The sequence below is a fragment of the Nocardiopsis alba genome, assembly GCF_000710955.1.
GTDB lineage: Bacteria > Actinomycetota > Actinomycetes > Streptosporangiales > Streptosporangiaceae > Nocardiopsis > Nocardiopsis alba.
On sequence record NZ_BAZE01000005.1, the window covers coordinates 374,875 to 399,536 of the forward strand.

General features: G+C 70.7%; 21 protein-coding genes. 12 read left to right on the forward strand and 9 right to left on the reverse strand.

The genetic code is table 11. From position 1 onward, the window contains the following. Window positions 1-85: 85 nt before the first annotated feature. From TR33_RS12270 to TR33_RS12280, 3 genes are all read right to left on the reverse strand, one after another. Window positions 86-1,321, reverse strand: a complete 1,236-nt coding sequence (locus TR33_RS12270; RefSeq protein WP_042283187.1) for a M20 family metallopeptidase — start codon at window positions 1,319-1,321, stop codon at window positions 86-88. A 30-nt stretch (window positions 1,322-1,351) separates the two neighbouring features. Next, window positions 1,352-2,524, reverse strand: coding sequence for a glutamate--cysteine ligase (locus tag TR33_RS12275; RefSeq protein WP_017533404.1), 1,173 nt, complete (start codon window positions 2,522-2,524; stop codon window positions 1,352-1,354). 158 nt (window positions 2,525-2,682) lie between these two features. Further along, window positions 2,683-3,795, reverse strand: a complete 1,113-nt coding sequence (locus TR33_RS12280) for a YihY/virulence factor BrkB family protein (protein ID WP_042283190.1) — start codon at window positions 3,793-3,795, stop codon at window positions 2,683-2,685. Between the two features lie 208 nt (window positions 3,796-4,003). Here TR33_RS12280 and TR33_RS12285 point away from each other — a divergent pair, with 208 nt between their 5' ends. Then, the gene (locus TR33_RS12285; RefSeq protein ID WP_042283192.1) at window positions 4,004-5,125 is read left to right on the forward strand and encodes a galactokinase family protein; all 1,122 of its coding nucleotides are present in this window, start codon (window positions 4,004-4,006) and stop codon (window positions 5,123-5,125) included. Window positions 5,126-5,267: 142 nt separating this feature from the next. Then, window positions 5,268-6,521, forward strand: a complete 1,254-nt coding sequence (locus TR33_RS12290; RefSeq protein WP_014910162.1) for an LCP family protein — start codon at window positions 5,268-5,270, stop codon at window positions 6,519-6,521. Between the two features lie 496 nt (window positions 6,522-7,017). Here the strand turns inward: TR33_RS12290 and TR33_RS12295 are convergent, their stop codons facing one another. Further along, window positions 7,018-8,235, reverse strand: a complete 1,218-nt coding sequence (locus TR33_RS12295) for an NADP-dependent isocitrate dehydrogenase (RefSeq protein ID WP_014908604.1) — start codon at window positions 8,233-8,235, stop codon at window positions 7,018-7,020. 175 nt (window positions 8,236-8,410) lie between these two features. Continuing rightward, complete coding sequence (locus tag TR33_RS12300) at window positions 8,411-8,773, reverse strand: DUF3017 domain-containing protein (RefSeq protein ID WP_017533403.1); 363 nt, start codon at window positions 8,771-8,773, stop codon at window positions 8,411-8,413. A gap of 528 nt (window positions 8,774-9,301) precedes the next feature. Here TR33_RS12300 and TR33_RS12305 point away from each other — a divergent pair. Then, window positions 9,302-9,907 (forward strand): FHA domain-containing protein, encoded by a 606-nt coding sequence (locus TR33_RS12305; protein ID WP_014909505.1) that lies wholly within the window; start codon window positions 9,302-9,304, stop codon window positions 9,905-9,907. A 66-nt stretch (window positions 9,908-9,973) separates the two neighbouring features. Here the strand turns inward: TR33_RS12305 and TR33_RS12310 are convergent, their stop codons facing one another. Genes TR33_RS12310 through purN form a run of 3 tightly spaced genes read right to left on the reverse strand, consistent with a single transcriptional unit; the run spans window position 9,974 to window position 13,025 of the window. Beyond that, on the reverse strand, window positions 9,974-10,834 hold the full coding sequence (locus TR33_RS12310; protein ID WP_014909936.1) for a bifunctional methylenetetrahydrofolate dehydrogenase/methenyltetrahydrofolate cyclohydrolase: 861 nt from the start codon (window positions 10,832-10,834) through the stop codon (window positions 9,974-9,976). 17 nt (window positions 10,835-10,851) lie between these two features. Then, window positions 10,852-12,417 (reverse strand): bifunctional phosphoribosylaminoimidazolecarboxamide formyltransferase/IMP cyclohydrolase, encoded by a 1,566-nt coding sequence (purH, locus tag TR33_RS12315; protein WP_014909912.1) that lies wholly within the window; start codon window positions 12,415-12,417, stop codon window positions 10,852-10,854. After that, entirely contained in the window at window positions 12,414-13,025 is a 612-nt protein-coding gene (gene purN / locus TR33_RS12320) for a phosphoribosylglycinamide formyltransferase (RefSeq protein ID WP_026124784.1), read from the reverse strand. The genes purH and purN overlap by 4 nt, the downstream gene beginning before the upstream one ends. A gap of 295 nt (window positions 13,026-13,320) precedes the next feature. Between purN and TR33_RS12325 the strand changes: the two genes are divergently transcribed. The 9 genes from TR33_RS12325 (at window position 13,321) to TR33_RS12365 (ending at window position 23,422) form a co-directional block, all read left to right on the forward strand. Further along, entirely contained in the window at window positions 13,321-13,713 is a 393-nt protein-coding gene (locus TR33_RS12325; protein WP_042283196.1) for a hypothetical protein, read from the forward strand. 231 nt (window positions 13,714-13,944) lie between these two features. Beyond that, complete coding sequence (locus TR33_RS12330) at window positions 13,945-15,612, forward strand: YveK family protein (RefSeq protein ID WP_042283199.1); 1,668 nt, start codon at window positions 13,945-13,947, stop codon at window positions 15,610-15,612. A gap of 41 nt (window positions 15,613-15,653) precedes the next feature. Further along, entirely contained in the window at window positions 15,654-17,021 is a 1,368-nt protein-coding gene (locus tag TR33_RS12335) for an O-antigen ligase family protein (protein WP_042283202.1), read from the forward strand. Next, complete coding sequence (locus TR33_RS12340) at window positions 17,018-18,241, forward strand: aminoglycoside phosphotransferase family protein (RefSeq protein WP_014910832.1); 1,224 nt, start codon at window positions 17,018-17,020, stop codon at window positions 18,239-18,241. Before TR33_RS12335 ends, TR33_RS12340 begins: the two co-directional genes overlap by 4 nt. Window positions 18,242-18,323: 82 nt before the next feature. Next, window positions 18,324-19,199, forward strand: a complete 876-nt coding sequence (locus tag TR33_RS12345; protein WP_042283203.1) for a sulfotransferase family protein — start codon at window positions 18,324-18,326, stop codon at window positions 19,197-19,199. Next, window positions 19,169-20,692 (forward strand): lipopolysaccharide biosynthesis protein, encoded by a 1,524-nt coding sequence (locus TR33_RS12350; protein ID WP_042283205.1) that lies wholly within the window; start codon window positions 19,169-19,171, stop codon window positions 20,690-20,692. The genes TR33_RS12345 and TR33_RS12350 overlap by 31 nt, the downstream gene beginning before the upstream one ends. A 68-nt stretch (window positions 20,693-20,760) precedes the next feature. After that, window positions 20,761-21,219 carry a glycosyltransferase family 28 protein gene (locus TR33_RS12355; RefSeq protein WP_042283207.1) on the forward strand — a complete coding sequence of 153 codons (459 nt, stop codon included), beginning with the start codon at window positions 20,761-20,763 and terminating at the stop codon, window positions 21,217-21,219. Further along, window positions 21,216-22,718, forward strand: coding sequence for a glycosyltransferase (locus tag TR33_RS12360; RefSeq protein WP_017533395.1), 1,503 nt, complete (start codon window positions 21,216-21,218; stop codon window positions 22,716-22,718). The genes TR33_RS12355 and TR33_RS12360 overlap by 4 nt, the downstream gene beginning before the upstream one ends. Window positions 22,719-22,837: 119 nt before the next feature. Next, on the forward strand, window positions 22,838-23,422 hold the full coding sequence (locus tag TR33_RS12365; RefSeq protein WP_017533394.1) for a GNAT family N-acetyltransferase: 585 nt from the start codon (window positions 22,838-22,840) through the stop codon (window positions 23,420-23,422). 49 nt (window positions 23,423-23,471) lie between these two features. On the opposite strand, the gene TR33_RS12370 is transcribed toward TR33_RS12365, so the two are convergent. Next, the gene (locus TR33_RS12370; RefSeq protein WP_017533393.1) at window positions 23,472-24,626 is read right to left on the reverse strand and encodes a glycoside hydrolase family 26 protein; all 1,155 of its coding nucleotides are present in this window, start codon (window positions 24,624-24,626) and stop codon (window positions 23,472-23,474) included. Window positions 24,627-24,662 lie beyond the last annotated feature (36 nt).

Below are 24,662 nucleotides of genomic sequence, written 5' to 3' on the forward strand. Positions count from 1 at the left end.
ATCGGCGCATGAGCGGCCCCGACACGGCGCAACGAGGGCACCGGGAAACCGATGGAGGCGCCTGTCGGGTCGTGGAGGGGGCCGGTCAGGCCATCGCCTCACGATCCGTGGTCTCCCCCTGGCGGGAGATGTCCCACAGGGCGGTCAGGGCGGTGGTCACCATGAAGCGGGTCCCCACACCGATCGCCCTCTCGTCCACGTCGAAGGTGCCCCGGTGCAGGTCGAGCATGGGCCCGTCCCAGTCCGGGGAGTGCGTGCCCAGCCGGGCCAGCGCGCCGGGCGCGTGCTCCAGGTACCAGGCGAAGTCCTCGCCGCCCAGGCTCTGCGGGGTGGGCGAGACCGCGTCGGCGCCCAGGGCGAGGGTGACCGCGTCGCGCATGATGTCGACGCTGGTCGCCTCGTTGATGGTCGGGGGAACACCACGACGGTAGGTCACCTCGGCCTCGGCTCCGTAGGCTCCGACGACCGACTCCACCATCCCCTTGAGGATGTCGGGGGCCCGGTGCCAGACCTCGTCGTCCAGGCAGCGCACGGTGCCCTCGGCCACCGCGTCGTCGGGGATGACGTTGGGGGCCGAACCGGCGCTGATCCTCCCCCAGACCAGGCTGAAGCCGGCCCTGGGGTCGACCCGGCGGGAGAGCGCGGCGGGCAGTTCGGTCACGATCTTGCCCAGCGCGTAGACCAGGTCGGAGGTCAGGTGGGGGCGGGCCGTGTGCCCGCCGGGCCCGGACAGACGGACCATGATCTGGTCGCAGGCGGCGGTGATCCCACCGGTGCGCAGCCCCACCCTGCCGACCATCAGTCGGGGATCGCAGTGCAGTGCGAAGACGCGTTCCACATCCTCCATGCCGCCGGCGTTGATCACCTCCACCGCGCCGCCCGGAAGCTCCTCGGCCGGCTGGAACAGCAGCCGGACCCGGCCGGGGAGCGCACCCTCACGGGCCTGCCGGGCGAGGAACATCCCCGTCGCCAGCAGGACCGTGGTGTGCACGTCGTGTCCGCAGGCGTGCGCCGCGCCCGGGACGGTCGAACGGTAGGGGACGTCCTTCTCGTCGGTGAGGGGGAGCGCGTCGATGTCGGCGCGCAGGGCGACCAGGGGACCCGGACCCTCGCCCACGTCACAGATCAGACCCGTGCCCTGGGGGAGCACCCGGGGTTCGAGTCCGACCGCGCGCAGACGCTCGGCCAGCCGGCCGGTGGTGCGGTGCTCGGCGAAGGCGAGCTCCGGGTGCATGTGCAGGTCCCGGCGGAAGCCCGTGAGCTCCCGTTCATGCCGCGCCAGAAAAGCGGTCAACTGTTCCGGCAGGTCATGTCCCCGCATTGGAGGGTCCCCTCTATAAACTTCGCGTCGTTATCGCACACCGGCTCCGTCGCCGACGCCGACCGTGGCGCGGGTGAGGTCCCCGACGAACTCGGCGGAGAGCATGTCCACGACGTCCTGGAGCGAGCCTCCCTGGGCCACGACCGCCCGTTGGCGTTCGTAGGAGGCGCCCTTGTCCAGGATCTCGGAGATCAGGTCCAGGTCCTCCGCGCAGCCCAGGCGGGCGGCGACCGGTGTCAGCTCGCGGACCAACTCGTAGAGATCGTCACGGATCGGAACGGTGGTGCCGTGCGAATCCGTGATGACACGAGCGTCGAGTCCGTAGCGGGTGGCCCGCCACTTGTTGTCCTTCACCACCCAGGACGGCGGGCTGGGCAAGCTGTACCCGCGGTCGAGCTGGTGATCGAACAGCTCCACCAGGCTCTGGGAGAGAGCGGCGGCCATTCCCACCTCGCGCAAGGTGGGAATCCCGTCGAACATCCGGATCTCGATGGTGCCGAAATCAGGGTGCGGACGGACGTCCCACCACACTTCCTTGATAGAGGCGATGGTACCCGCCTTCAGAAGGGTTTCGAGGTATTCCTCGAAAGCGGGCCACCCGGACAGGTTCGGAGGTGGGCCGGAGGTGGGGAGGGCGCCGAAGACAATGGACCGCGCGGAGGCGAGACCGGTGTCATGACCGCTCCAAAAAGGGGACGAAGCACTCAAAGCAAGAAAATGAGGTATATACTTCGCGAGCGCGTTCACGATCGGAATGGCCTTCTCCCGATCCCGCACTCCGACGTGGACGTGGACCCCGCAGGTCAGGATTCGTCGGGCGAGCCACTGCATCTGCTCTACCAGTTCCCCGTAGCGCTCGCCGGGGCTGAGGGTCTGATCCCGCCAGTGGTCGATCGGATGGGTCCCCGTGCAGGTCAGGACGGTTCCCCGAGGTTCGAGCACCTCCCGCATCCGAGTGACGCTGCGTTCGAGATCGCGCTTGGCCTCGTCCACCGTCTCGCAGATCCCCGTCACCACCTCGACCTGGGACTGCATCAGTTCGTGGCGCAGCGGGGGGACCGCCGCGTCGCCACTCAGGTCCGGGAGATCCGCGAGGAGTTGTGCCGCCTCCTGCCGCAGGTGACGGCTGTTCCGATCGACGAGTTGGAGTTCCCACTCGACTCCTAACGTCGCGCGCTCGGACGACTTGAATGCGATTCCCATCTGCCCTCCGCAAGGTGTGGACGACCGTTCGGTCGGCGCAGCACGGTAAGCCCCGGAGAACCGGTCAACCGGGACAGGAGAGGACTACCCGCCGTACACGTCGCGCATACGGAGGAGACACCCAATAAACGAAGGAATTGCCCCTCCGGCAATTTCCCCTAATCCCGCCGGAAGGCCTCGCGACCGAGTGCGGAAGCGGCACCCAGGGCCGCGATCACCGCCGCCACCAGCGACAACAACAGGGCGAGGGTCTTCTGGGCCCATCGTCGTTCGGCCAGATCCCGCTCCGAAGGCCGTAGCACCGTGATCGGACGCCGCCAGTCCACCCCGCTCTCCTCCGGCAACGGCAGCGAACCCGTGTAGGGCGGCGGAAGCGTCAGGCCCGTCGCCGTCCAGGCGGCGCTGAACATGACCACGCGCATCACCAGGTTGATCCAGACCAACAGCCCGACCAGGACCGCGAAGGAGGCGTAGATCGGGTTGCCCAGCGTGCTCGCCAGCAACGTCGTCGCCAGGTTCTTGAGCACCTCGAACGCGACCGCGCCCAACAGCGCGCCCCGCCACATCACCGGCGTCGGCCTCCCCTCCCCCGAGAGCAGGGAGAAGATCAGCACGAACAGGCACATGTTCACACCGATCGCGATGATCAGGCCCAGAGCGCGCAACGCCAGGCCGGCCGGCAGGGAGCCGTCCAACCCGACCAGTGAGAGCACGAACATCGTGGAGCTCTGCGCGAAACCGGTGAAGGCCACCGTGAACACCAGCGCCGCCCCGAGCCCCAGCATGACCACCAGGTCGAGCAGCTTGCGCACCAGGAAGTTCGGCCCCTGGCCGGGCTTGCGCAACCAGATCGTGTGCAGGGCCTCCCGCAGCGACCAGATCGAGTTCAGACCCGCGTAGAGGAGGCCCAGGGCGCCGATCACCCCGGCGCCCACACGCGCCTCGGCGATCTGGTCCATCGGCAACTGTTGGGACAGCCCGGGAAGGACGTCGTCCAGTGCCTTCTCCAGGTACGTGGAGAGCTCCACCTGGAGCGACGCCAGATAGCCGACCACGGCGAAGGCCAACGCCAACAGGGGGAAGAAGGACAGGAACGCGAAATAGGTGACCGCCCCCGCCAGCTGACTGCCGCCCCGGTCGGAATAGCGACCGTACGCCCGCACCAGGTGATCCGCCCACGCGTGGCGCCGCCGCAGCTCCCAGTGGCCGTCCATCACCAGGTGCCGGTAGCGCGCGGCCGTCCCCTTGGCCCGCTCCAGGATCGTGGGCATGTTCCTCCAGGCTGTGTCGGTTCGGCTCCCCGACCTCCCACGCCCCCGCGGCGAGGTGGGAGGCCGTGTACCGGTGGAGGCGCCGGAAGCCACAGTTCGGGATCAACCTAGACCCGTCGGTGCGCTCCGGAGAAAACCCCACGCCCGGACACTCCCGAACCCACGGCAGACTGAAGAGTGGCGAGAGACCGACGGCGGAGGGCTGAACATGGGCGTCACCGGGGCACGGCTGCGGGCGGTGCTGGGGGCGGGACACGCGCGCCCCGTGGGAGTGTGGCCGGAGGCCTCCCCCGGTCCCTCCGCCCTGACCGCGGGGTTCATCCGCTGGTTCGGTACGCCCCCTTCCGGTCTGTGGCACGCCCCCGGGCGTCTGGCGCTGATGGGCGAGCACACGGCCGCCTCCGAGGGGCCCGCCCTGTACGTCTGTCTTCCGTGGGGCGTGACGGCCGCCGTCGGCACCGCCGAGGACCCCGGGGTCCGGGTGGCGACGGTCAACGGCCCGCTGAGCGAGCGGCACCGGGCCGTACGCGAGGTGGCGTCGGTGGTGGCGTCCGCGCGCGACGCGGGCCTGCTGAAGGCCGATCACGGCGTGCGGGTGGTCCTCGGCTCCGACCTGCCCGAACACTCCTCCCTCGGCCACTCCGTCGCGGTGGGCGCCGCCGTGGCCCTGGCCCTGTCCGACCTGGCCGGGACCACACCGCCCGACGGGCTTCCCGTGGCGCTGAAGGTCGGCCTGGAGGCCCGCTCCGGCCATCTGGTGCGGGTGAACAGGCGGGGTGGCCGCACCGCACTGTTCCCCTTCGATCTGGAGGGCTCCGACCTGCGGCTGGTGGTGGTGGACACCGGCGCGCTCCCCCGGCGGGACCTCCGACCGATCCGGGCCGCCGAACTGGCCCGCGCCCAGGAGGCGTTGGGTCCGCTGCGCGCCGTTCAGGACCTCCCCGCCGCGCTGCGCCGGATCCAGAACCCGGCCCTGCGCGACCGTGTGGAGTTCGCGGTCACCGAGACCCATCGGCTCAACGCCGCGGTCGGCCTGCTGCGCGAGGGACGGTTCGGGGAGGTCGGACCGATCCTGTCCGCCTCGCACCTGTCCCTGCGCCGGTTCGACCTGCCGCTGCCGGCGGTGGAGACCGCGGTGGAGTCGGCCGCGCGTTCGGGCGCGCGCGGCGCCCGAATGTCGGGTTGGGCCGGAACCTCCTACGCCCTGGTGCCGTCCGAACGGGTGGAGAACGTCGTCTCGGGTATCCGTGAGGCCTTCCGCGTCCGGGGTCGCCCCGAACCGCGGGTACGGGTCGCACTGCCTTCCGAGGGCGCTCGCAGAGTGGACTGATCCCCCGACCCTCCCGGGTCCCGGTTCGCTCGCCGACGGCCGCCGGCGGCGAACGATTCGAACCGGACTACCCTGTCAGCGATCACAAGGGACAAAGGACACACCGAGCGGCATACGGCGCCGAGCAGATAGGCGAAGACCCATGGCTGACCGACGACACCGGGACGATCCCGGCTCGACCGGCGAGCACGACAGAGGCGGCGTGTTCCGGCGCGCCGGCGACCCGGGAAAGCCGGACGAGTTCGAGAGGCTCTACCGCTCCCGTGAGTCCGAGCAGCGCGTGGTGGGAGAGACCCGCCGCCTCCCCCCGGCGGACCGGGTCCCCCCGCACCGGCCGCCCCGGCGTCGTACCCACGCCGAGGGACGCGAGTACGACGGGCGCGGGATCAAGCGCAGGGCCAGGGAGCAGCGCAAACGACGGTTCCGCACCACCGCGATCATCCTGTTGGTGGTGCTCTTGGTCGCGCCGACCTCGTTCTACCTGTGGGCGAACTCCCGTCTGGAGCGCGTGGACGCGCTCCAGGACTACGACGGCCGTCCCGACCGGGCCCGCGGCACCACCTACATGATCGTGGGCTCCGACAGTCGTGACGGGCTGGACGACGACCAGATCCGTGAACTGTCCACCGGTCGCGCCGAGGGACGTCGCACCGACACGATCATGGTCCTGTACATGCCCCGCGACGGTGACCCCACCATCGTCAGCGTGCCGCGCGACTCCTATGTGCCGATGCCCATCCCCGGGTACGCCGACAACAAGATCAACACGGCCTTCGCGGACTCGGTGTGCGGCACCGACGAGGAGGGCGAGGAGATCTGTGGCGGCCCCGCTCCCCTGGTGGAGGCGTTCGAGCGCGCCTCGGGCGTGCGGATCGACCACTACGTGGAGATCGGCATGGGCGGCTTCGTCGACCTGGTCGACGCGGTCGGCGGCGTGGAGATGTGCCCCGAGGAGCCCATGGAGGACCCCAAGGCCGGTCTCGACATCGAGGCGGGCTGTCAGGAGATGGACGGCGGCACCGCGCTGGGCTACGTCCGTACACGAGCCACCCCCCGGGCCGACCTGGACCGGATCCAGCGTCAGCGCGAGTTCTTCTCGGCGCTGATCCAGAAGGCCAGTGCCCCCTCCACCATGTTCAACCCCTTCCGCGCGGTGCCGCTGGTGACGGCGGGCACCGACACCTTCATGGTCGACGAGGGCGACAAGCTGCGGCATCTGGCGAGCATGCTGATGGCGATGCGCGGCGGCACGCAGACGACCGCGGTTCCGGTCGGTGAGACCCCCACCCTGGACGGCGTGGGCTCGGTCGTGCTGTGGGACCAGGCCAGGTCGGAGATGATGTTCGACGCGATGCGCGAGGGCGAGCCCATCCCCGAGGAGGCCATGCAGGATTGATCCCCCTCCGGGCGGGCGGAGGTCCGCCCGGAAAGGACGAAGGGCCCGTCACCGAGGTGACGGGCCCTTCTTCATGACGTTCCGTACTGTGCGCGCCTACCCCCCAGCGGGCGCACGGCCGGCACGTCGGTCATGGTGGCTCAGGGGCCGCGAGGCCGCCCTGGCCTGCCGGTTCTCACCGGCGTGCCTCCACAATAAGTCAAAGTTCATGAAAGGCGCGAATCGGATCCACGTGTCCTACGTCGCATTGGCACCATGAGTCCCACGCCGACACCGTCATCCTCCCACCTCGAGGACCTCCGTGTCGCCCGAACACGGGAAACACGCCGAGGAAGTCCGCCACTTCCGCGGTCGCGAACCCCCGCGAACACGGCGTTCCGCGCGTCTCACCCGCTGAGATCCGGGAACGACGACGCCCGGGCGCCCCCTCACGGGGACACCCGGGCGTGACCGGTGTCTCACTCGGGTCGTCGGCTCACGACGACCGTGGTGGGACCTAGGCGAGACGCTTGCTCAGGTTCTCGTCCAGAGCGGCGAGGAACTGCTCGGTGGTCAGCCACTCCTGCTCGGAGCCGACCAGCAGCGCCAGGTCCTTGGTCATCTGGCCGCCCTCGACGGTCTTGATGACGACGTCCTCGAGGGTGTTCGCGAACTCGATCACCTTCGGGGTGTTGTCCAGCTTGCCCCGGTGCTCCAGACCGCGGGTCCACGCGAAGATGGAGGCGATCGGGTTGGTCGAGGTGGGCTTGCCCTGCTGGTGCTGGCGGTAGTGACGGGTCACGGTGCCGTGGGCGGCCTCGGCCTCGACGGTGCGGCCGTCGGCGGTGCGCAGCACGGAGGTCATCAGGCCCAGGGAGCCGAAGCCCTGCGCGACGGTGTCGGACTGGACGTCACCGTCGTAGTTCTTGCAGGCCCAGACGTAGCCGCCCTCCCACTTGAGCGCGGCGGCGACCATGTCGTCGATGAGACGGTGCTCGTAGGTGAGGCCCGCGGCGGCGAACTTCTCCTTGAACTCGGCCTCGAAGATCTCCTCGAACACGTCCTTGAACATGCCGTCGTAGGCCTTGAGGATGGTGTTCTTGGTCGACATGTAGACCGGGTAGTTCCGGTCCAGGCCGTAGTTGAGGCTGGCCCGGGCGAAGTCCTCGATGGACTTGCGGTAGTTGTACATGCCCATGGCGACGCCGCCCGCCTCGGGGAACTCGGCGACGTCGAACTCGACCGGCTGGCTGCCGTCGGCCGGGGTGTAGGTCATGGTGACCGTGCCGGGGCCGGGGACCTTGAAGTCGGTGGCCTTGTACTGGTCGCCGTGGGCGTGACGGCCGATGATGACCGGCTTGGTCCAGCCCGGCACCAGCCGCGGCACGTTCTCACAGATGATGGGCTCGCGGAAGACGACGCCACCGAGGATGTTGCGGATGGTGCCGTTGGGCGACCGCCACATCTTCTTGAGGCCGAACTCCTCGACCCGGGCCTCGTCCGGCGTGATGGTGGCGCACTTGACGCCGACGCCGTGCTCCTTGATGGCGTTGGCCGCGTCGACGGTGATCTGGTCGTCGGTGCGGTCGCGCTCCTCGATGCCCAGGTCGTAGTACTTCAGGTCGACGTCGAGGTAGGGCAGGATCAGACGGTCCTTGATGAAGGACCAGATGATCCGGGTCATCTCGTCGCCGTCGAGCTCGACTACGGGGTTTTCGACCTTGATCTTGGCCATGGCTGTGCGGCTGTCCCTTCAGTCTTCGCCGCCTCGTGCGGCGGAGCGGCGGCGCCGGTTCGTGACCGGTGCCGCTCCGCGCGCGGCGATCCCTGATCCCGCCCGGTGTCCGTGTCATCCGGGGAGGCGGCGCTTATCGGTGTCGCGGTATCTCGACATCAAGCTTATTAGACGCTCATGAGGAGAGTTGCGGCGCCACCCATGCCAGGACGATCAGAAGGACCGCGAGGGTCACCAGTGTGAGCAGATCGACCCATCGGCGCCGCACCGCCAGCAGTCCGATCCAGTCCTTGGGCAGCACCAGACGGAAGGTCGCGGCGAGCAGCAGCGCCCCCGCGATGATCGCCGGTCCCCGTTTGAAGTAGGCGGCGGCCACGACCACGATCCCCGCCGCCAGGGTGGACAGCACCAGCGCGTAGGGGACCTGGGAGAGCCAGTACGGCACCGCCCTCCGGACCGGGGCCTTCCTCTCGCCCGCGCCGTCGTCGGGGATGTTCCCGTCCGACCCCGCCACCTCAGCCTGCTCCGCGTCGTTCACCGCGTCCCGACCTGTTCGCTTCCGAGTTGCCTGGCCGCCTCGCGGCTCGTTCTCACGGTCTCTCCCGGGCCGCCGGCCCGGATCGGCCATCCTTCGTCCGGGACTCTGTCCGAAACCGAACGGCGCTCGACCACGGCTCACGTTCGGGAGGCTCCGGCCGATCCCCTCTGAGATCGCGTTCCGCCCTGGGAGGGACCGCGCCCATTGTAGTGTCCGGCCCCGGTGACACCTCAGGTCTCACCGAAACGGACCCACTTCCCTAGTGAGGCTCCGGCGACCGTTTCCCGCTTCCGGTTCGGCCACAAGACCGTAATCCCGGGCCTTATCCCCCTAACTGCGGGGTAAGCGCGTAGAACACGTACCAGCCGGGTAACCCAGCTGGAGATTGAGTGCACCGGTGAGCGAGGACCTACCCCCATGAAGCCCACGCGTCGTATCGATCGGACCGCCACCCCACGTCAACCCGCCCTCCCCCACCGCCGCTCCTACCCGCACCGACCGCACACCGGCGGTTCGGGGGGATCCGCCGTGGAGGGCCCCTACCTTCGTGTCGAGGAGACCGGAGAGGTCCGCCCCCTCGCGGACGAGGTCACCACCGTCGGCCGCGGCGAGGGGACCGACATCCGCCTGGACGACCAGAGCGTCTCCCAGCTGCACGCCGAACTGATCCGCCGCGGACCCTACGTCTACGTGGTGGACCTGGGTCTGTCGCGTAACGGCACTCGTGTCAACGGCCGTCCGATCGCCCGGCGGGTCCTGGAGGAGGGCGACGTCGTCAGCTTCGGCACCGCCCGTTGTCGGATCGGCGGGCTTCCCAAGGAACAGTTGAGCCCCGACAAGGTGCTGCGTCGCGGTGCCACCCCCGAGCTGACCCGACGCGAGCTGGACGTGCTCACCGCCCTGTGCCGCCCGGCCCTGTCCGAGGAGGCCTTCGTCGCCCCCGCCACCGCCCGCGACATCGCCGAGGCCCTGGTGGTCACCGAGGCGGCCGTCAAACAGCATCTCCTGCGGCTCTACCAGAAGTTCCGCATCCCGGAGGGGCAGAACCGGCGTACCCGTCTGGCCAACGAGGTGGTCGCCCTGGGGTTGGTCCGGCCGATGCCGGTGGGAGACCACTCGCGTCGCGCCGTCTGAGCCCGTGCCCGGCACACCGAAGGGGCGGTCCCGTACGGAACCGCCCCTCGCCGTGGACCGGTGCGCTCAGGACCGGGCCGCGGCCTGACGCTCGGCGGCCTCGACCACGTTGACCAGCAGCATCGCCCGGGTCATCGGGCCCACTCCCCCGGGGTTGGGGGAAAGGTGCCCGGCGACGCCCTCCACGCCCGGGGCCACGTCTCCGACGAGACCGGCCTCGGTGCGCGAGACGCCCACGTCCAGCACGGCCGCCCCCGGCTTGACCATGTCGGGGGTGATCAGCCCGGGCACCCCGGCTCCGGCGACGATGACGTCGGCCTTACGGGTGTGCTCGGCCAGGTCACGGGTGCCGGTGTGGCACAGGGTGACGGTGGCGTTCTCCGAACGGCGGGTGAGCAGCAGCCCCAGGGGGCGGCCCACGGTGACGCCGCGTCCGACCACGACGACCTCCGCGCCCTTGAGCGGCACGTCGTAGCGGCGGAGCAGCTCCACGATGCCGCGCGGTGTGCAGGGCAGCGGGGCCTCCTCCATGAGGACGAGCCTGCCCAGGTTGACCGGCTGGAGACCGTCGGCGTCCTTGACCGGGTCGATCAGGTCCAGCACGCGCCCCTCGTCCAGCCCCTTGGGCAGGGGGAGCTGCACGATGTAACCCGTGCACGCCGGGTCCTCGTTGAGCTCGTGGACGGCCCGCTCCACGTCCGCCTGGGTGGCGTCCGCGGGCAGGTCGCGACGGATACTGGCGATGCCCACCTGGGCGCAGTCCCGGTGCTTGCCGCGCACGTAGGAGTGGCTGCCGGGGTCGTCCCCCACCAGTACGGTCCCCAGCCCGGGGGTGATCCCCTGGGCGTGCAACCGCGCCACCCGCCCGGCCAGATCCTCCTTGATGGCCTTGGCGACGGCCTTTCCGTCCAGAACGATCGCGCTCATGCGTTGCTCCTGCTCGGTTAGTGGAAGAAGTGGCGGGTGCCGGTGAGGTACATCGTGACCCCGGCGGCCTCGGCGGCGGCGATCACCTCGGCGTCGCGGACCGAACCACCCGGCTGGACGACGGCGCGGACGCCGGCCTCGGTGAGGATCTCCAGACCGTCCGGGAAGGGGAAGAAGGCGTCGCTGGCGGCCACGGCGCCCTTGACCCGGTCTCCCGCGCGGGAGACCGCGAGCCGGGCCGAGTCGACCCGGTTGACCTGGCCCATGCCGACACCGACGGTGGCGCCGTCGGCGGCGAGCAGGATCGCGTTGGACTTGACCGCGCGCACGGCGGTCCAGGCGAAGGCCAGGTCGGCGAGCGTGGCCTCGTCGGCGGGGGTGCCGGTGGCCAGGGTCCAGGTGGCGGGGTCGTCGCCCTCGGCGTCGACGACGTCGGTGTCCTGGACCAGCAGACCGCCACTGACCTGACGGAACTCGCGGCGCGGCCCCTTGGCCGGGTCGGCGACCACCAGCAGGCGGATGTTCTTCTTCGCCGACAGGGTCCGGACCGCCTCGTCCGAGAAGCCCGGGGCGACGACGACCTCGGTGAAGATCTCGGCGATCTGCGCGGCCACCTCGGCGTCGACCTCGCGGTTGGCGGCGATCACCCCGCCGAACGCGGAGACCGGGTCGCCCGCGTGCGCCTTGCGGTGGGCCTCGGCGAGGTCGGTGCCCACGGCGATACCGCACGGGTTGGCGTGCTTGATGATGGCCACGCACGGCTCGTCGAAGTCGTAGGCGGCGCGCAGGGCGGCGTCGGCGTCGACGTAGTTGTTGTACGACATGGCCTTGCCGTGCAGCTGCTCGGCGCCGGCGAGACCGCCGGAGGCGCCGACCTCGGTGTAGAGGGCGGCCTTCTGGTGCGGGTTCTCGCCGTAGCGCAGACCGCTCTCACGGGTGTACACCGAGGCGCGGAAGGCGGGCAGGCCGCCCTCGTCCGTCTCCGTGTCGGGGGCGTAGGCGGTCGCGAACCACTCGGCGACCGCCGCGTCGTAGGCGGCGGTGTGCTGGAAGGCCAGCCCGGCCAGGGCCTTGCGCCGGTCCAGGGTGAAGCCGCCGGCCCGGACCGCCTCCAGCACGGAGTCGTAGGCGGCGGGGTCGACCACGATCGCGACGCTGCCGTGGTTCTTGGCGGAGGCGCGCACCATGGCCGGACCGCCGATGTCGATCTTCTCGATGCAGTCGGCCTCGGAGGCACCCGAGGCGACGGTGTCGGAGAAGGGGTAGAGGTTGACCACGACCAGATCGAAGGGGGCGATGCCCAACTCGTCGATCTTGGCGACGTGGTCGGGGTTGTTCCGGTCGGCGAGCAGGCCCGCGTGCACGGAGGGGTGGAGGGTCTTGACCCGGCCCTCCATGATCTCGGGGAAGCCCGTGACGTCCTCGACCGGGGTGACGGGCACGCCCGCCGCGGTGAGGGTGGCGGCGGTGGAGCCGGTGGAGACGATCTCCACCCCGGCCTCGGCCAGACCCGCGCCCAGGTCGGTCAGACCGGTCTTGTCGTACACACTGATCAACGCACGCCTGATGGCCTGCTGGGTCACCGGTTCTCCTTCGTGTCGGTGCGGCCGAACCGCACGTGCCTGCCGTCGACGGTCCAGCCTTCACGGGCGAGCCGGCCGACCGTGTCGACCAGCATCCGCCGTTCCACGACCTTGATCCGTTCGTGGAGGCCGGACTCGTCGTCTCCGTCCTCGACGGGCACCGCGACCTGGTCGATGATCGGCCCGGAATCGACGCCCTCGTCGAGGAAGTGGATGGTGGTGCCGGTGATGCGGACACCGTGGGCGAGCGCGTCGCGTACCGCGTGCGCGCCGGGGAAGGAGGGGAGCAGGGCCGGGTGGATGTTGACCGCCTGGTGCCGGCCGACGACGGCGGGCCCCAGGATGCGCATGAAGCCGGCGGAGACGACCAGATCGGGTGTGTACTCGGCGATCCGGTCGGACATGGCCGTATCCCATTCGGCACGGTCGGCGTAGGCGCGGAAGGGGACCACGAAGGTGGGCACCCCCGCCTCCCGGGCGACCTCGATACCGCGTGTTCCCTCGCGATCCGTACCGACTGCGACGATCTCGACCCCGTAGTCGGGGTCCTTCGCGGCCTCCATCAGAGCGGCCATGTTGCTGCCCGCCCCGGATATGAGAACCACCACTCGCGCGGACAAAGCGTGCTTCTCCCTCACGTGTAGAAGAACGATGCGGAGAGGCCCGAGGCCCTCCGCTCCCGGGGGCGCCGGGGGACGGCGCGGCATCCGGAATGCGCGTACGTCCGGCGCACACGCCGGACCTGGGCCTACTCGGCCCGTCCGCGTTCCCACCCTATCGGTCCGGGTAGCGTCTACCCCACGCGGACCTCAGTTCCATTCGCGTCCAAGACGACCCCGCGCCGCTCCGGCGCCGCGGACCACGGCGCCCCGCCCCGCACGGTGCCATCGAAGGAGTGAACCTGTGACCGACCACAGCCCGGAGTCCCGGACCGACGGCCAGCCACCGAAGGTGGAGCGAGGCGGCTTCTGGGGGCTGTTCCTCGGGTTGGCGGGTTTTCTGTTCCCGCCCTACAGCGGAGTCCTGTCCGCCTTCGGCCTGGTGCAGGGGCTACGCGCCCGCCGAGCGGCCAAAGCCCACGGCTCCGAGGCCCCCGGCGCCCTGGCGAGTATGGCCGTGGGCATGGTGGGCGTGGTCCTCTCCGCGTCGATGATCGCCGTGCTGTTCGTCTACAACGGGCCGGCCACCGAGTACCGGGACTGTTCGGCACGGGCCCAGACGGTCTCCAGCCAGAAGGAGTGCGACCAGGCCTGGGAGTCCGAGACCGGGCTGCCCACGGCGATCGCCGGAGGGTAGGTCCGCGGGCGCGTGCGCGCGGGGCGTCGGGAGATCCCGACGCCCTTTTTCATGCTCGAAGAAGCTTGATGTCCGCTTTATCTGGTCGATTCTCCCCCTCGACCCTCGGTTTCCGGACAGTTTCGGAAGGGAAAAGGCCGTTTCTCAAACCGTCGGGCAGACCCAAAGGGATTACACTTAGTATGCAATCACTTACTAAAAGTGCTGCCATGTCTGTGTGGAGAGGACCCGATGGCCACCGACGTCCCCGGCCCGTCCGGACCGGAACTGAAGGAGTACACCGCACTCTTGAGGCGCCGCCGGCGGCTCGTGGTCGCGGGTGTGCTGGGCGGACTGGTCCTGGCCACCGCGGGGGCGTTCGCCGTGCCCTCCACCTACACCTCCGTCACCGCCGTCCAAGTGCACCCGACCGGCATGGCCGAGTTCACCGGGGAGCGCTCCGGCCGCCTGACCGGCGACGTCAACCTCGACAGCGAGGCCCAGGTCGTCCTCTCCGACCGGGTCGCCGGCGCCGCCGCCGAGGAGATCCCCGGCTCCCCCTCGGCCGAGGACGTACGCGAACACGTCGACGTGACCGTCCCGCCCAACAGCAACATCATGGAACTGCACTACTCCGCCCGCTCCCCGGAGACCGCGCGCACGGGCGCCGCCGCCCTCGCCGACGCCTACCTGGAACAGCGTGGAACGCAGGTCCGGAACCTCATCGACGGCCATCTGGAGACTCTGCGGGCCGAACAGCAGGAGCGTTACGACGCGCTGTCCGAAACCGCCCCCGGCGACTCGAACGCCGGTGAGAGCGCCCGCGCCGACGCCCTCCGGCAGGAGATCGGCGACCTCGGCAACATGATCGGCCCGCTCGGCGCCCTGCGCGAGACGGTCTCCCCCGGTCAGGTCCTCACCCCGGCCGACCTGCCCGCCTCGGCCTCCTCCCCGATCCCGGCACTGTGGATCGTCGCGGGCGCGGCCCTCGGGCTCCTGGCCGGGCTCCTGACCGCCGTCGTGCGCGACCGGCTGGACCCGCGCCTGCGCGACACCGAGGACACCGCCCGGATCGCCGGCCTGCCCGTCCTGTTGGACCTGTCCACTCCCGGCACGGACCCCGACCGGACCCCGGGGCTGCTCACCGAGGCCGACCCCGACGGCCGGCGCGCCGACGAACTCGCCCACCTGATCCGTGCCCGCGCGTCCGTCGGAGGGGCCTCCGTGGTCGACGGAGTGTCCGCTTCCGGCCAGGTGATCGTGGTCACGGGCACCACTCCCGGGCGTTCGGGGATCGCCGCCGCCGTGAACCTGGCCGCCGCCCTGGCCCGGGGTGGCTCCGACACCCTGTTGGTGTGCGCCGACCCGCGCGCCGACTCCATGAACGCCCTCCTCGGGCTCGACGAGGGCCCCGGTCTGGCCGAGATCCTCGTCGACGGCGAGAACCCCGACGACCTGGTGGTCCGCCCCTCCGGGCTCCCCCGTCTGCGCGCGCTGCGGTACGGCCGTCCGGGCGTCACGGCCCCGTTCCAAGGCGGCGCCGCCGAGCTCGTCGACCTGCTCCGTCCCCGCGCCGAGTTCGTGGTCATCGTGACCGCCTCCGCCGGAGAGCGCGCCGACGCCCACGCGCTGGCCGCCCACGCCGACCTGCTGCTCCCGGTGGTGGAGCTGGGCCGGAGCCGCCGCGAGGTCCTGAACGAGCTGATCACCGCCGGCTCCCGCTTCGGGGTGGCCGTGCCCGGCTCGATCACGGTCCCCCGTCAGCCCGCGCCCGCCCCCCTGCCCGAGTCCGTCCCGTCCGCGCCCCCGCGGCCCGCCGAGGCCGACACGTCCGAGGCCGAGAAGGAGGAGGAGACGAACGGCTCCGACTCGACCCCCTCCGTCGGCGCCGGGGCCGCCTCCGCGGGATCCCGACGTTGACGGCCCGGGGCCGGGCCGTCCGAGGGACGCGTCCGAAAGGGGTGGCCTGGGAGGTCGCGCCCGCGCGCGGCCTCGCCCCGGTCACCGGACGACCTCTGATCTGGCTGCTCGCCGGCTATCCCCTGTGGTGGGCTCTGGGCATGGGCCAGTTCGCCTACTGGCTGTTCGCCGTACCGATGTTCGCCGAGCTGGTCCGGCGACACCGGACGGTGGGCCTGCGGGTCCCCCCGTGGTTCTGGGTGTGGGGCCTGTTCCTGGTGTGGACCCTGCTCGGTCTGGCCCTGGTGCCCCTGACGATGCCGGGGACCGTCCCCGAGAGCGGGGGCTTTCCGGGGGCGATCCTCAGAGCGGTCAACTACCTGGTGCTGACCGTGGTGATGCTCTACATCGGCAACCTCACCGAGCGTGAACTGCCGGTGCGCCGCGTCGTGTGGGCCCTGGCCGTGCTGTGCCTGGTCACCGTGGCCGGCGGCTACCTGGGGATGCTCGCGCCGCGGTTCGAGTTCACCGCGCCGCTGGAGTACCTGATGCCCGGTTCCCTGGCCTCCGACCCCTACATGCAGACGTTGATCCATCCGGCCTCCGCCCAGGTCATGGACATCTTCGGCTACGAATCGGCCCGGCCGAAGGCCCCCTGGGAGTACACCAACATCTGGGGCTACATGCTGTCCCTGCTCCTGGTGTGGCTCGTACTGGGGTGGATCCTCCAACGGACCGGGCCGGTCCGCTGGGCCGCGCTGATCGTCGTCGTGGCCTCGGTGGCCCCGGTCGTCCACTCGCTGAACCGCGCGCTGTGGGCCGGCCTGGTCCTCTCGGTGCTCTTCGTCGCCGTACAGGCGCTCCGCCGGGGTCGGGTGGTCCCGGTCCTGGCCGGCACGGTCGCGATGCTCTTCCTGATGGCGGGCCTGTTCCTGTCCCCTCTCGCCGACGTCGTGCGCGCGCGGGCGGACAACCCCCACAGCGACGACGGCCGCGCCGCCACCAACTCCGCCTCCGTCGAGGCCGCCGACCTCTCCCCCATCGTGGGGTGGGGCACCACGCGGGAGTCGTTGGGCAGTTCCGACTCGATCGCGGTCGGCCCCACCGCCGAGTGCCCCGGCTGCGGGCAGCACGTGATCGGCAACGCCGGTCAACTGTGGATGACGCTCATCGCCGGTGGTTGGGTCGGCACGGCCCTGTTCGTGGCCTTCTTCGTCCTGGTCGCGTGGCGCTACCGTTCCGCGACCACCCTGGTCGGGCAGGGAGCCCTGCTGACCGTTCTGCTGCTGTTCTGGTACATGTTCTTCTACGTCGCGCTCATGTCCCCGCTCGCCGTCACCATGATCGCCGTCGCCCTCCTGTGGCGCGTCGAGGAACCGAGGGTGTCGGCACGACGGGGACCCGCGCGCACCGGCGGGGGTGCCTGGTGACCACAGAGACCACCTACCTGACCGATCTCGCCGCCGTGCTGTGGCCCTGCGGCGGACTGCTCGGTACCGGAGACGGAGGCCCTCGCAACGCGCCTCCCCGGCGCCGGGGGCACCAGTACCTGCCGGTGCCCAGCGCGCACAACCCGAGGGTGATCCTGCCCGTGCACGACCGCTCGGCGGCCACCCGGGGCATCACCTCCTTCGCGCAGAACCACTCCCTGCGCGAGCGCCTGCGCACTCTGCTGCTGACCGGGGCCTTCGCCAGCGGGGTGGCCCCGCTCCTGCTGCGCGACCGGCTGTACGTGGGCGCCGGTCCGGGGATCGAGCACGCGCTCGCCGCCGCGCTGGACCGCGATCTGTCCATCGCGATCCACCTGGGACCGCCGCGCGCCAACCGCAAACCGGTCCTGCTGTTGTTGACCCCCGGCGGGCGGACCATCGGCTACGCCAAGGTCGCGGTCAACGAGCTCACCGGCCGGCTGGTCCGGGCCGAGGCCGAGGCGCTCCGGCTGCTGTCGGAGGCGAGACTGCCGGACGTGACGGTGCCCCGTCTCCTCTACGAGGGCGAGTGGAACGGACAGCCTCTGCTGGTGCAGGAGGGGCTCCCGGTGGGCGGCCAGACCGACCGCCCCACCCGACACCAGCTCCTGCGCTGCGTCACCCGGATCGTCTCCGTGGCCCCGGTGACCGAACGCCGACTCTCGATGAGCCCCTACCGGAGCGCGCTGGACGAACGGATCGCCAAGCTCGGTTCCCGGCCCGAGGTGGGCCCTCTGCGCGCCGCGCTGCAACGCCTCCCGGACGTGTCCCTGTGCTTCGGCGCCTGGCACGGCGACCTCACCAGATGGAACATCGCCGGCACCGCGAGACGGGCGTTCGTCTGGGACTGGGAACGCCTGTCCTTGGACGCCCCCGCCGGGTTCGACGCCCTGCACTACGACCTCAACGAATGCGTTCAGGCCGGGGTCCACCCGGGGGTGCACCGCTGGCTGGACAGCGGCGCGCGGCTTCTGCGCGACCCTCTCCTGGCCGAGCTCGGAGTACGACCCAACACGGTCTCCACCGTGATGGCCCTGTACCTGATCGACCTGGCCACCCGCTACCTGCACGACCGTCAGGCGGAGAGCGGAGGTCACCTCGCCGCCGTCGACGACTGGCTGCTCCCCGCCCTGGAGGGGCTCCAGGAACGAGCCGCCCACGAGGCCGTCCACACCGGTTGAACGACCGATGTCATCGGACGGCACGCGTCCCGACCCCGTCGTCGCCGCGATGGGGCCACGTCTCACAACGAAGGAGCTCGCGATGTCCCGGGCCACCTCTGCGCTGAACCGCCTGGCCGTCCCGGCCCGGCGCGCCCTGCTACCGATCGCCGACGGGCTGGGGGGCGTGACCAGTCCGGCGAGGGCCCTGCCGGACTTCCTCATCTGCGGAGCCCAGCGGTCGGGCACCACCTCGCTGTTCAAGGCCTTGTGCTCGCACCCCGCGATCTCCGGTCCGACCCTGCGCAAGGGGGTCCACTACTTCGACACGGGATACCACCGCGGACTGTCCTGGTACCGCTCGCATTTCCCTCTGCGCGGCGGTCTGCGGTCCCGGTGGGGGCGACCGCGGACCCTGGTCTTCGAGTCCAGCCCGTACTACCTGTTCCATCCCCTGGCCCCGGAGCGGATCGCCCGCGAACTGCCCGGGGTCAAGGTCGTGGTGCTCCTGCGCGATCCGGTCGAGCGGGCCTACTCCGCGCACGCCCATGAGACCGCCCGGGGCTTCGAGACCGAATCCTTCGCGCGCGCGATCGAATTGGAGCCGGAGCGTCTGGCGGGCGCCGAGGAGCGCCTGATCGAGGACCCGGGCCACTACTCCCATTCCCACCAGCACCACGGGTACGTGGCGCGCGGACACTACGTGGATCAACTGCTGCGCATGGAGGCCCGGGTGGGGCGGGAGCGCATGCACGTGGTGGACTACGCCGACCTGTTCGACGGAACCTCCCGCGCGTTGGAGGGGATCGTCCGTTTCCTCGGGCTGCCCACCACCCCCATGGCCGCGCCCGGTCGCCACAACGCCCGTAAACGCTCGGTGATGCCGGACTCCCTGCGCGCCGAACTCACCGCACGGTTCACCGAGAGCGACACCCGTCTCGCCGACTGGTGGGGGCGCACCCCCTCGTGGTCGATGTGACGTCGGCGGAACACCGCGTCGACCGCGGAACCCGCCGCGTACTGCGCGGCGGGGTGATCAACATGGCGGGCGCGGTGGTGAGCGCCGCGCTCAACCTGGCGTTGATCGTCGCGATCGCCCGCGCCTTCTCCCAGGAGACGGCGGGCCTGCTGTTCTCCGCGACGTCGGTGTTCCTGATCATGACGGCGGTGGCCAACCTGGGAGCCCCGGACGGGCTGGTGTACTTCATCGCCCGGCTCCGGGTGTTCGGCCGCCCCGGAGGCGTCCCCGCGCTGTTGCGGCTGGCCATGGGACCGGCGGTGGTGACGGCGTCCCTGGTCTCGGTGCTCCTGCTGGTGTTCGCCGACCCCCTCGCCGACGCCCTCGGCCCCGAGGAGGCCGCCGCCTACCTGAGGATCCTGGCGCTGTTCCTCCCGTTCGCGGTGCTCACCGACACGGCCCTGGCCGCGACCCGGGCCCATCACGACATGTCGGCGACCGTCCTGGTGGACCGGGTCGGTCGGCCGCTGGCGCAGCTCGCGCTGGTCGGAATGATCGCGTTGACCGGTTCGGTCGGGCTGCTGGCCCTGGCCTGGGCCGGCCCCTACCTGCCGGCGGCGGTGCTGGCCTGGTTCTGGGTGGGTCGACTCGTACGCCGCTCCGTTCCCGAGAGCGTCGCCGTGCCGCCCGACGACGAGGGCCCGGTCACCCCGGCGAGGTTCTGGGCCTTCTCGCTCCCTCGCGCCCTGGGCGGGGTCGCCCAGATGGGGGTGCAGCGGGGCGGGGTGGTGATGGTGGCGCTGCTCGGCGGCCTGAGCGGGGCCGCCGTCTTCACCGCCGCCACCCGGATCATGGTGGTGGGCCAGTTCGGCACCCAGGCGGTGCTGTACGCGGCACAGCCCCGTTTCGTGGAGCTCCTGGCCGCGGAGGACCACTCGGGCGTGCGCTCGCTCTACCAGGCGGGAACGGCCTGGCTGGTGTGTCTGAACTGGCCTCTCTACCTCTCCGCGCTGGTGTTCGCCCCCGAGGTGATGCGGCTGTTCGGAGACGCGTACGCGACCGGCGCCGTGGTCCTGGTGACCGTGTGCCTCGGACAGTTGACCGGGGCGGTCCTGGGCATGGGAGACCTCGTGCTCACCATGACCGGACGCACCGGCCTGAACCTGCTCAACAACCTGCTGTCGTTGCTGGCCAACGTGGGGGTGTGCCTGCTATTGGTGCCCTCCCACGGAGCGGTGGGCGCGGCGGTGGCACTGGTGATCGCGGTACTGGTGCGCAAGACCCTGCCCCTGTGGCAGTTGCGTTCCTTGGTGGCGCTGCATCCGGTGAGTCGTCCGGTCCTGGTCGCCGTGGGCTGCGCCCTGGTGTGGTTCGGCGGACTCCCCCTGGTCGTGGAGGCGATGACCGGGGGCGGACTTCCGGCCCTGGGGATCTCCATCGCCGCGGGCGTCCTCGGGCACCTGGCGTCGCTGTGGTGGCTGCGCGACCACCTGTCCCTGAGGTCGTGGAGGTGAACCCGAGAGCCCCGACCCCGCACTCGCACATCCCGGTTCATGACACACGGTTATGAGTTGATCACGAAATGTCTGCACGTCCGGTCCTTCTGGTGGCCTCCAGCGGCGGTCACCTCACCCAGTTGTGCTCGCTACGTCCTTGGTGGCGGGACAGAGAACGCGTGTGGGTCACCTTCCGCACGCCCGACGCCGAGGCCGCCCTCGGCGGGGAGAACGTGCGGTGGGCCTTCCACCCGACCACCCGTCACATCAGCAACCTGCTGCGCAACACGGTCCTGGCCCTACGGGTGATGGGCGGACGGCGCCCCTCCGTGGTCGTCAGCACCGGAGCCGGGGTCGCGTTGCCCTTCTTCGTGCTGGCCTGGGCGCTGCGGATCCCGACCGTCTACATCGAGGTCTACGACCGCATCGACACGCCCACTCTCACCGCCCGCCTCTGCAAGCCGTTCACCAGGCTGTTCCTCACCCAATGGGAGGAACAGCGTTCGTTCATGCCGACCGCGATCACCGTAGGACCACTCCTGTGACCGAACAGACCACACGCCCGAACCCGCACCGAGACGACGAGGACGACCATCCCGACGTGGTCGTCAGCGTCGGCACCGACCACCACGCGTTCGACCGCCTCGTGCGCTGGATCGACGACTACGCCCGCCGCCACCCGGACCTGAGGATCCTCGTCCAGTACGGGCACGGATCCGCGCCGGAGCGGGCCTCCGGCGTTCCGTTCCTGCCCGGGGACGAACTGACCGAGGCGATGCGGCACGCGAGGGTGGTGGTCGCCCATGGCGGCCCCGGCACGATCACCCAGGCCAGGTCGGCGGGCCGGATGCCCATCGTGGTGGCCAGGGACCCGGAGTTGGAGGAGCACGTCGACGACCACCAGCTGCTGTTCGTCGAACGCATGGAGGGGGCCGGCCGGATCCGCGGCTGCTCGACCGCCCAACAACTGCACACGTTCATCGACAAGGCGTTGGCCTCCCCGGAGGACTTCCGCGTGGCACCCGAGACCGACGGCGGGGCCGAGCGGGCGGCCCTGCGCGCCGGAGAGCTCATCGACCTGGTGACCGACGGCGCCACGACCGAACCGGTCACGCCCACCGCGGTCGTGGACGACACCTGGCCGGAGGTGACCGTGGTCGTCCCGACCCGGGGCCGCCCCGAACTGCTGCGCCGCACGTTGAGGGCGGTGGCCGAACAGGACTACCCGGGGCGCGTCACCACGATCGTGGTGTTCGACAACGACCGCCCCGACCCCTCCCTCGCCCTGGACGAGGGGGAACGTCGGGTCGAGGTGATGACCAACACGCAGACGCCCGGGCTGGCGGGAGCGCGCAACACCGGGGTGCTGGCCGCCGTCACCGACCTGGTGGCCTTCTGCGACGACGACGACACCTGGCTGCCCGACAAGCTCCGCGCCCAAGTGGAGATCATGCGTTCCGAACCCGGAACGGACATGGTGTGCTGCGGGATCCGGGTGGTCTACGACAAGGTGGAGTCCGAGCGGGTCCTGGACCGCACCAGCGTCTCCTTCGGAGACCTGTTGGGTTCGCGCCTGACCGAGCTGCACCCCTCCACCTTCCTCATCCGCCGTTCGGCCATGGTGGACGGTTGCGGCGCGGTGAGCGAGGAGATCCCGGGCAGCTACGCCGAGGACTACGAGCTGCTGCTGCGTCTGGCGCGGCGGGGGCCGATCCGCAACATCCCCGAGGCGGGCGTACGGGTGCTGTGGCATCGCAAGTCCTTCTTCGCCGAACGTTGGCAGACCATCTCCACCGCGCTGCGCTGGTTGTTGAGGCGCTACCCGGAGTTCCGTCTGGTGCCGCGCGGCTACGCCCGCATCACCGGCCAGATCGCCTTCGCCGAGGCCTCGGCCGGCCGTCGTGGGCGGGCTCTCCGCTGGATCGGCACCACCCTGCGGGCACGCCCGACCGAAGGGCGGGCCTACCTGGCGTTCCTGGTGATCTGCGGGGTGCCTCCGGGCTGGATCCTGCGCATGCTCCATCTGCGCGGCAAGGGCGTCTGAGAACGTTCGGGGCCGTCCCGTCCGGGACGGCCTCGAAATACGTGGCGTCGCGGGGGGAGGGGTCACTAACCTCCGGGTGAGGCCGGCGGTTCCGCCGGTGGGTTCGAAGGGGGAGACACATGATCAGAGAGGCCACGGTCGCGGACGTGGAGGGGGCCGCGGACACGTTGGCGGAGGCGTTCGCCGACTATCCGTTCACACGGCACACGATCACCGCCGACGACCACCTCGCGCGGCTCCGGGAGTTCCAGCGGATCTTCCTCGCCGAGGTCGGTCTGCCGCACGGACGCGTCCACGTCTCCGATGACCTGGCCGCCGTCGCCGTGTGGTCGACCCCGGACTCGGGTGGGGCCGACGTCACGCTGGAACGGCTCCTGCCCACCCTGATCGAACTGGCCGGGGACCGGGCCGACGCCTACGCCTCGGCGGAGGCGACCATGGAGCGCCACCGCCCGACCGGACCGGTGTGGTTCCTGGGCACGGTCGGGGTCCGCCCCGACGCCCAGGGGCGCGGACTGGGCCGAGAGGTCGTTCGCGCCGGTCTGCGCGAGGCCGACGCCGGCGGCGTGCCCGCCTTCCTGGAGACCTCCGCCCGGGGGAACGTGCGCCTGTACGAGTCTCTGGGGTTCACCGTCGACGCCGAGTACGACCTTCCCGACGGCGGTCCGCGTACCTGGGCGATGTCCCGGCCCGCGGGGGGCTGAACGGTCGGGGAGGACGCCGGCCGCGCCCGACCGGTGCCTTCCCCGACCGTCAGTCCTGTTCCCGCCCCTGCTTGCGCCGCTCGGCGAAGTCGACCAGTTCGCGTACCCGGTCGGGCAGGTTCACGTACGGGTCCTGGCCGGCCAGCTTGAAACCGCGCAGGGCATGGGGGTTGACGCTCACACGGAAGTCGCAGCCCTCGGAGACCTTGTTGTCCCAGAGCTTGACCGCGCGGACGCGCTCGTAACGTTTGAGGACCTCGGGGATCTCGGCGTACCACTCGTAGGTCTCGGTGGCCCCGATGTCGGTGGTGCCCATCTCACCGATCATGACCGGTTTGGTCGGGTCGATCCCGTGCTCGGGCCCCTCCCGTTGGATCCACTCGTAGGCGGGGGCCAACGCCTCCTCGAAGGAGACCACGTGGTTCCAGTTCGGCTGGGAGTCACAGTCGGTCATGTTGTAGGCCTCCCAACTGAGCCAGTCGACGTAGTCGTTGCCCGGCCAGAGCCCGGGGAGCCGATCGAGGTTGTCGGGCCAGCCGGTCACGTTCCACACCCAGACGGCGTTGTCGGCCCCCTCTCGCCGGTACAGGTCGACGATGTGCCGCCAGGATTCGACGAACTCCTCGGGGGTGCCTCGACGGTTGTAGCGTCGGTTGGCGTCGGCCTCGTGGTCGAAGGTGATGAAGTAGGGGACCCCGGTCTCGGCGACGGCGCGTGCCTGGGAACGGAGGGAGTCGTCGAACTCTCCGGCGATGATCTCCCGGTAGGGGATGTCCGGACGGCCGGGAGAGCCGAAACGGCGCGCCTCGATGTTGGTGTGGACGAAGCGGCCCTCCTCGATCATCCGCAGTTCGCGCTCTCCGGGCACCCTGGCCTGGTCGATCCCCCGCCAGGTGTAGACGATGTCCATGTTCCGGCCGACCGCCTCCTCCAGCGGTTCGACCTCGTCCTGGTAGGGACTGGCCCCCCACCAGACGCCGCAGGAGGTCTCGAGGATCTCCGAGACGGTGCAGCCGGTCGCTCCGACCGGCGGTAGCCCGAGAAGGGCCTCCGGGTTCGGAGGTGGTCGCAGGGCGGTCAGGGGGCGGGCCTTCGGCGCCTTCGGCGCGTCCGCGACCGTGGGCGTGTCTCCGGCCCCGGCCAGTCCCAGCGCGAAGAGGAGCGCCCCCGTCGCGGCCATGCCCCGTATCGGTCCGCCACCCATGATCCATCGCCTCCTCTTCCCCTTAGATGACACAGG

What these genes read in the sequence shown, in the direction of transcription:
- TR33_RS12270 (WP_042283187.1), bottom strand. Translation starts at nt 1,321, where the DNA reads ATGCGGGGACATGACCTGCCGGAACAGTTGACCGCTTTTCTGGCGCGG.
- TR33_RS12275 (WP_017533404.1), bottom strand. Translation starts at nt 2,524, where the DNA reads ATGGGAATCGCATTCAAGTCGTCCGAGCGCGCGACGTTAGGAGTCGAG.
- TR33_RS12280 (WP_042283190.1), bottom strand. Translation starts at nt 3,795, where the DNA reads ATGCCCACGATCCTGGAGCGGGCCAAGGGGACGGCCGCGCGCTACCGG.
- TR33_RS12285 (WP_042283192.1), top strand. Translation starts at nt 4,004, where the DNA reads ATGGGCGTCACCGGGGCACGGCTGCGGGCGGTGCTGGGGGCGGGACAC.
- TR33_RS12290 (WP_014910162.1), top strand. Translation starts at nt 5,268, where the DNA reads ATGGCTGACCGACGACACCGGGACGATCCCGGCTCGACCGGCGAGCAC.
- TR33_RS12295 (WP_014908604.1), bottom strand. Translation starts at nt 8,235, where the DNA reads ATGGCCAAGATCAAGGTCGAAAACCCCGTAGTCGAGCTCGACGGCGAC.
- TR33_RS12310 (WP_014909936.1), bottom strand. Translation starts at nt 10,834, where the DNA reads ATGAGCGCGATCGTTCTGGACGGAAAGGCCGTCGCCAAGGCCATCAAG.
- TR33_RS12330 (WP_042283199.1), top strand. Translation starts at nt 13,945, where the DNA reads ATGGCCACCGACGTCCCCGGCCCGTCCGGACCGGAACTGAAGGAGTAC.
- TR33_RS12345 (WP_042283203.1), top strand. Translation starts at nt 18,324, where the DNA reads ATGTCCCGGGCCACCTCTGCGCTGAACCGCCTGGCCGTCCCGGCCCGG.
- TR33_RS12355 (WP_042283207.1), top strand. Translation starts at nt 20,761, where the DNA reads ATGTCTGCACGTCCGGTCCTTCTGGTGGCCTCCAGCGGCGGTCACCTC.
- TR33_RS12365 (WP_017533394.1), top strand. Translation starts at nt 22,838, where the DNA reads ATGATCAGAGAGGCCACGGTCGCGGACGTGGAGGGGGCCGCGGACACG.
- TR33_RS12370 (WP_017533393.1), bottom strand. Translation starts at nt 24,626, where the DNA reads ATGGGTGGCGGACCGATACGGGGCATGGCCGCGACGGGGGCGCTCCTC.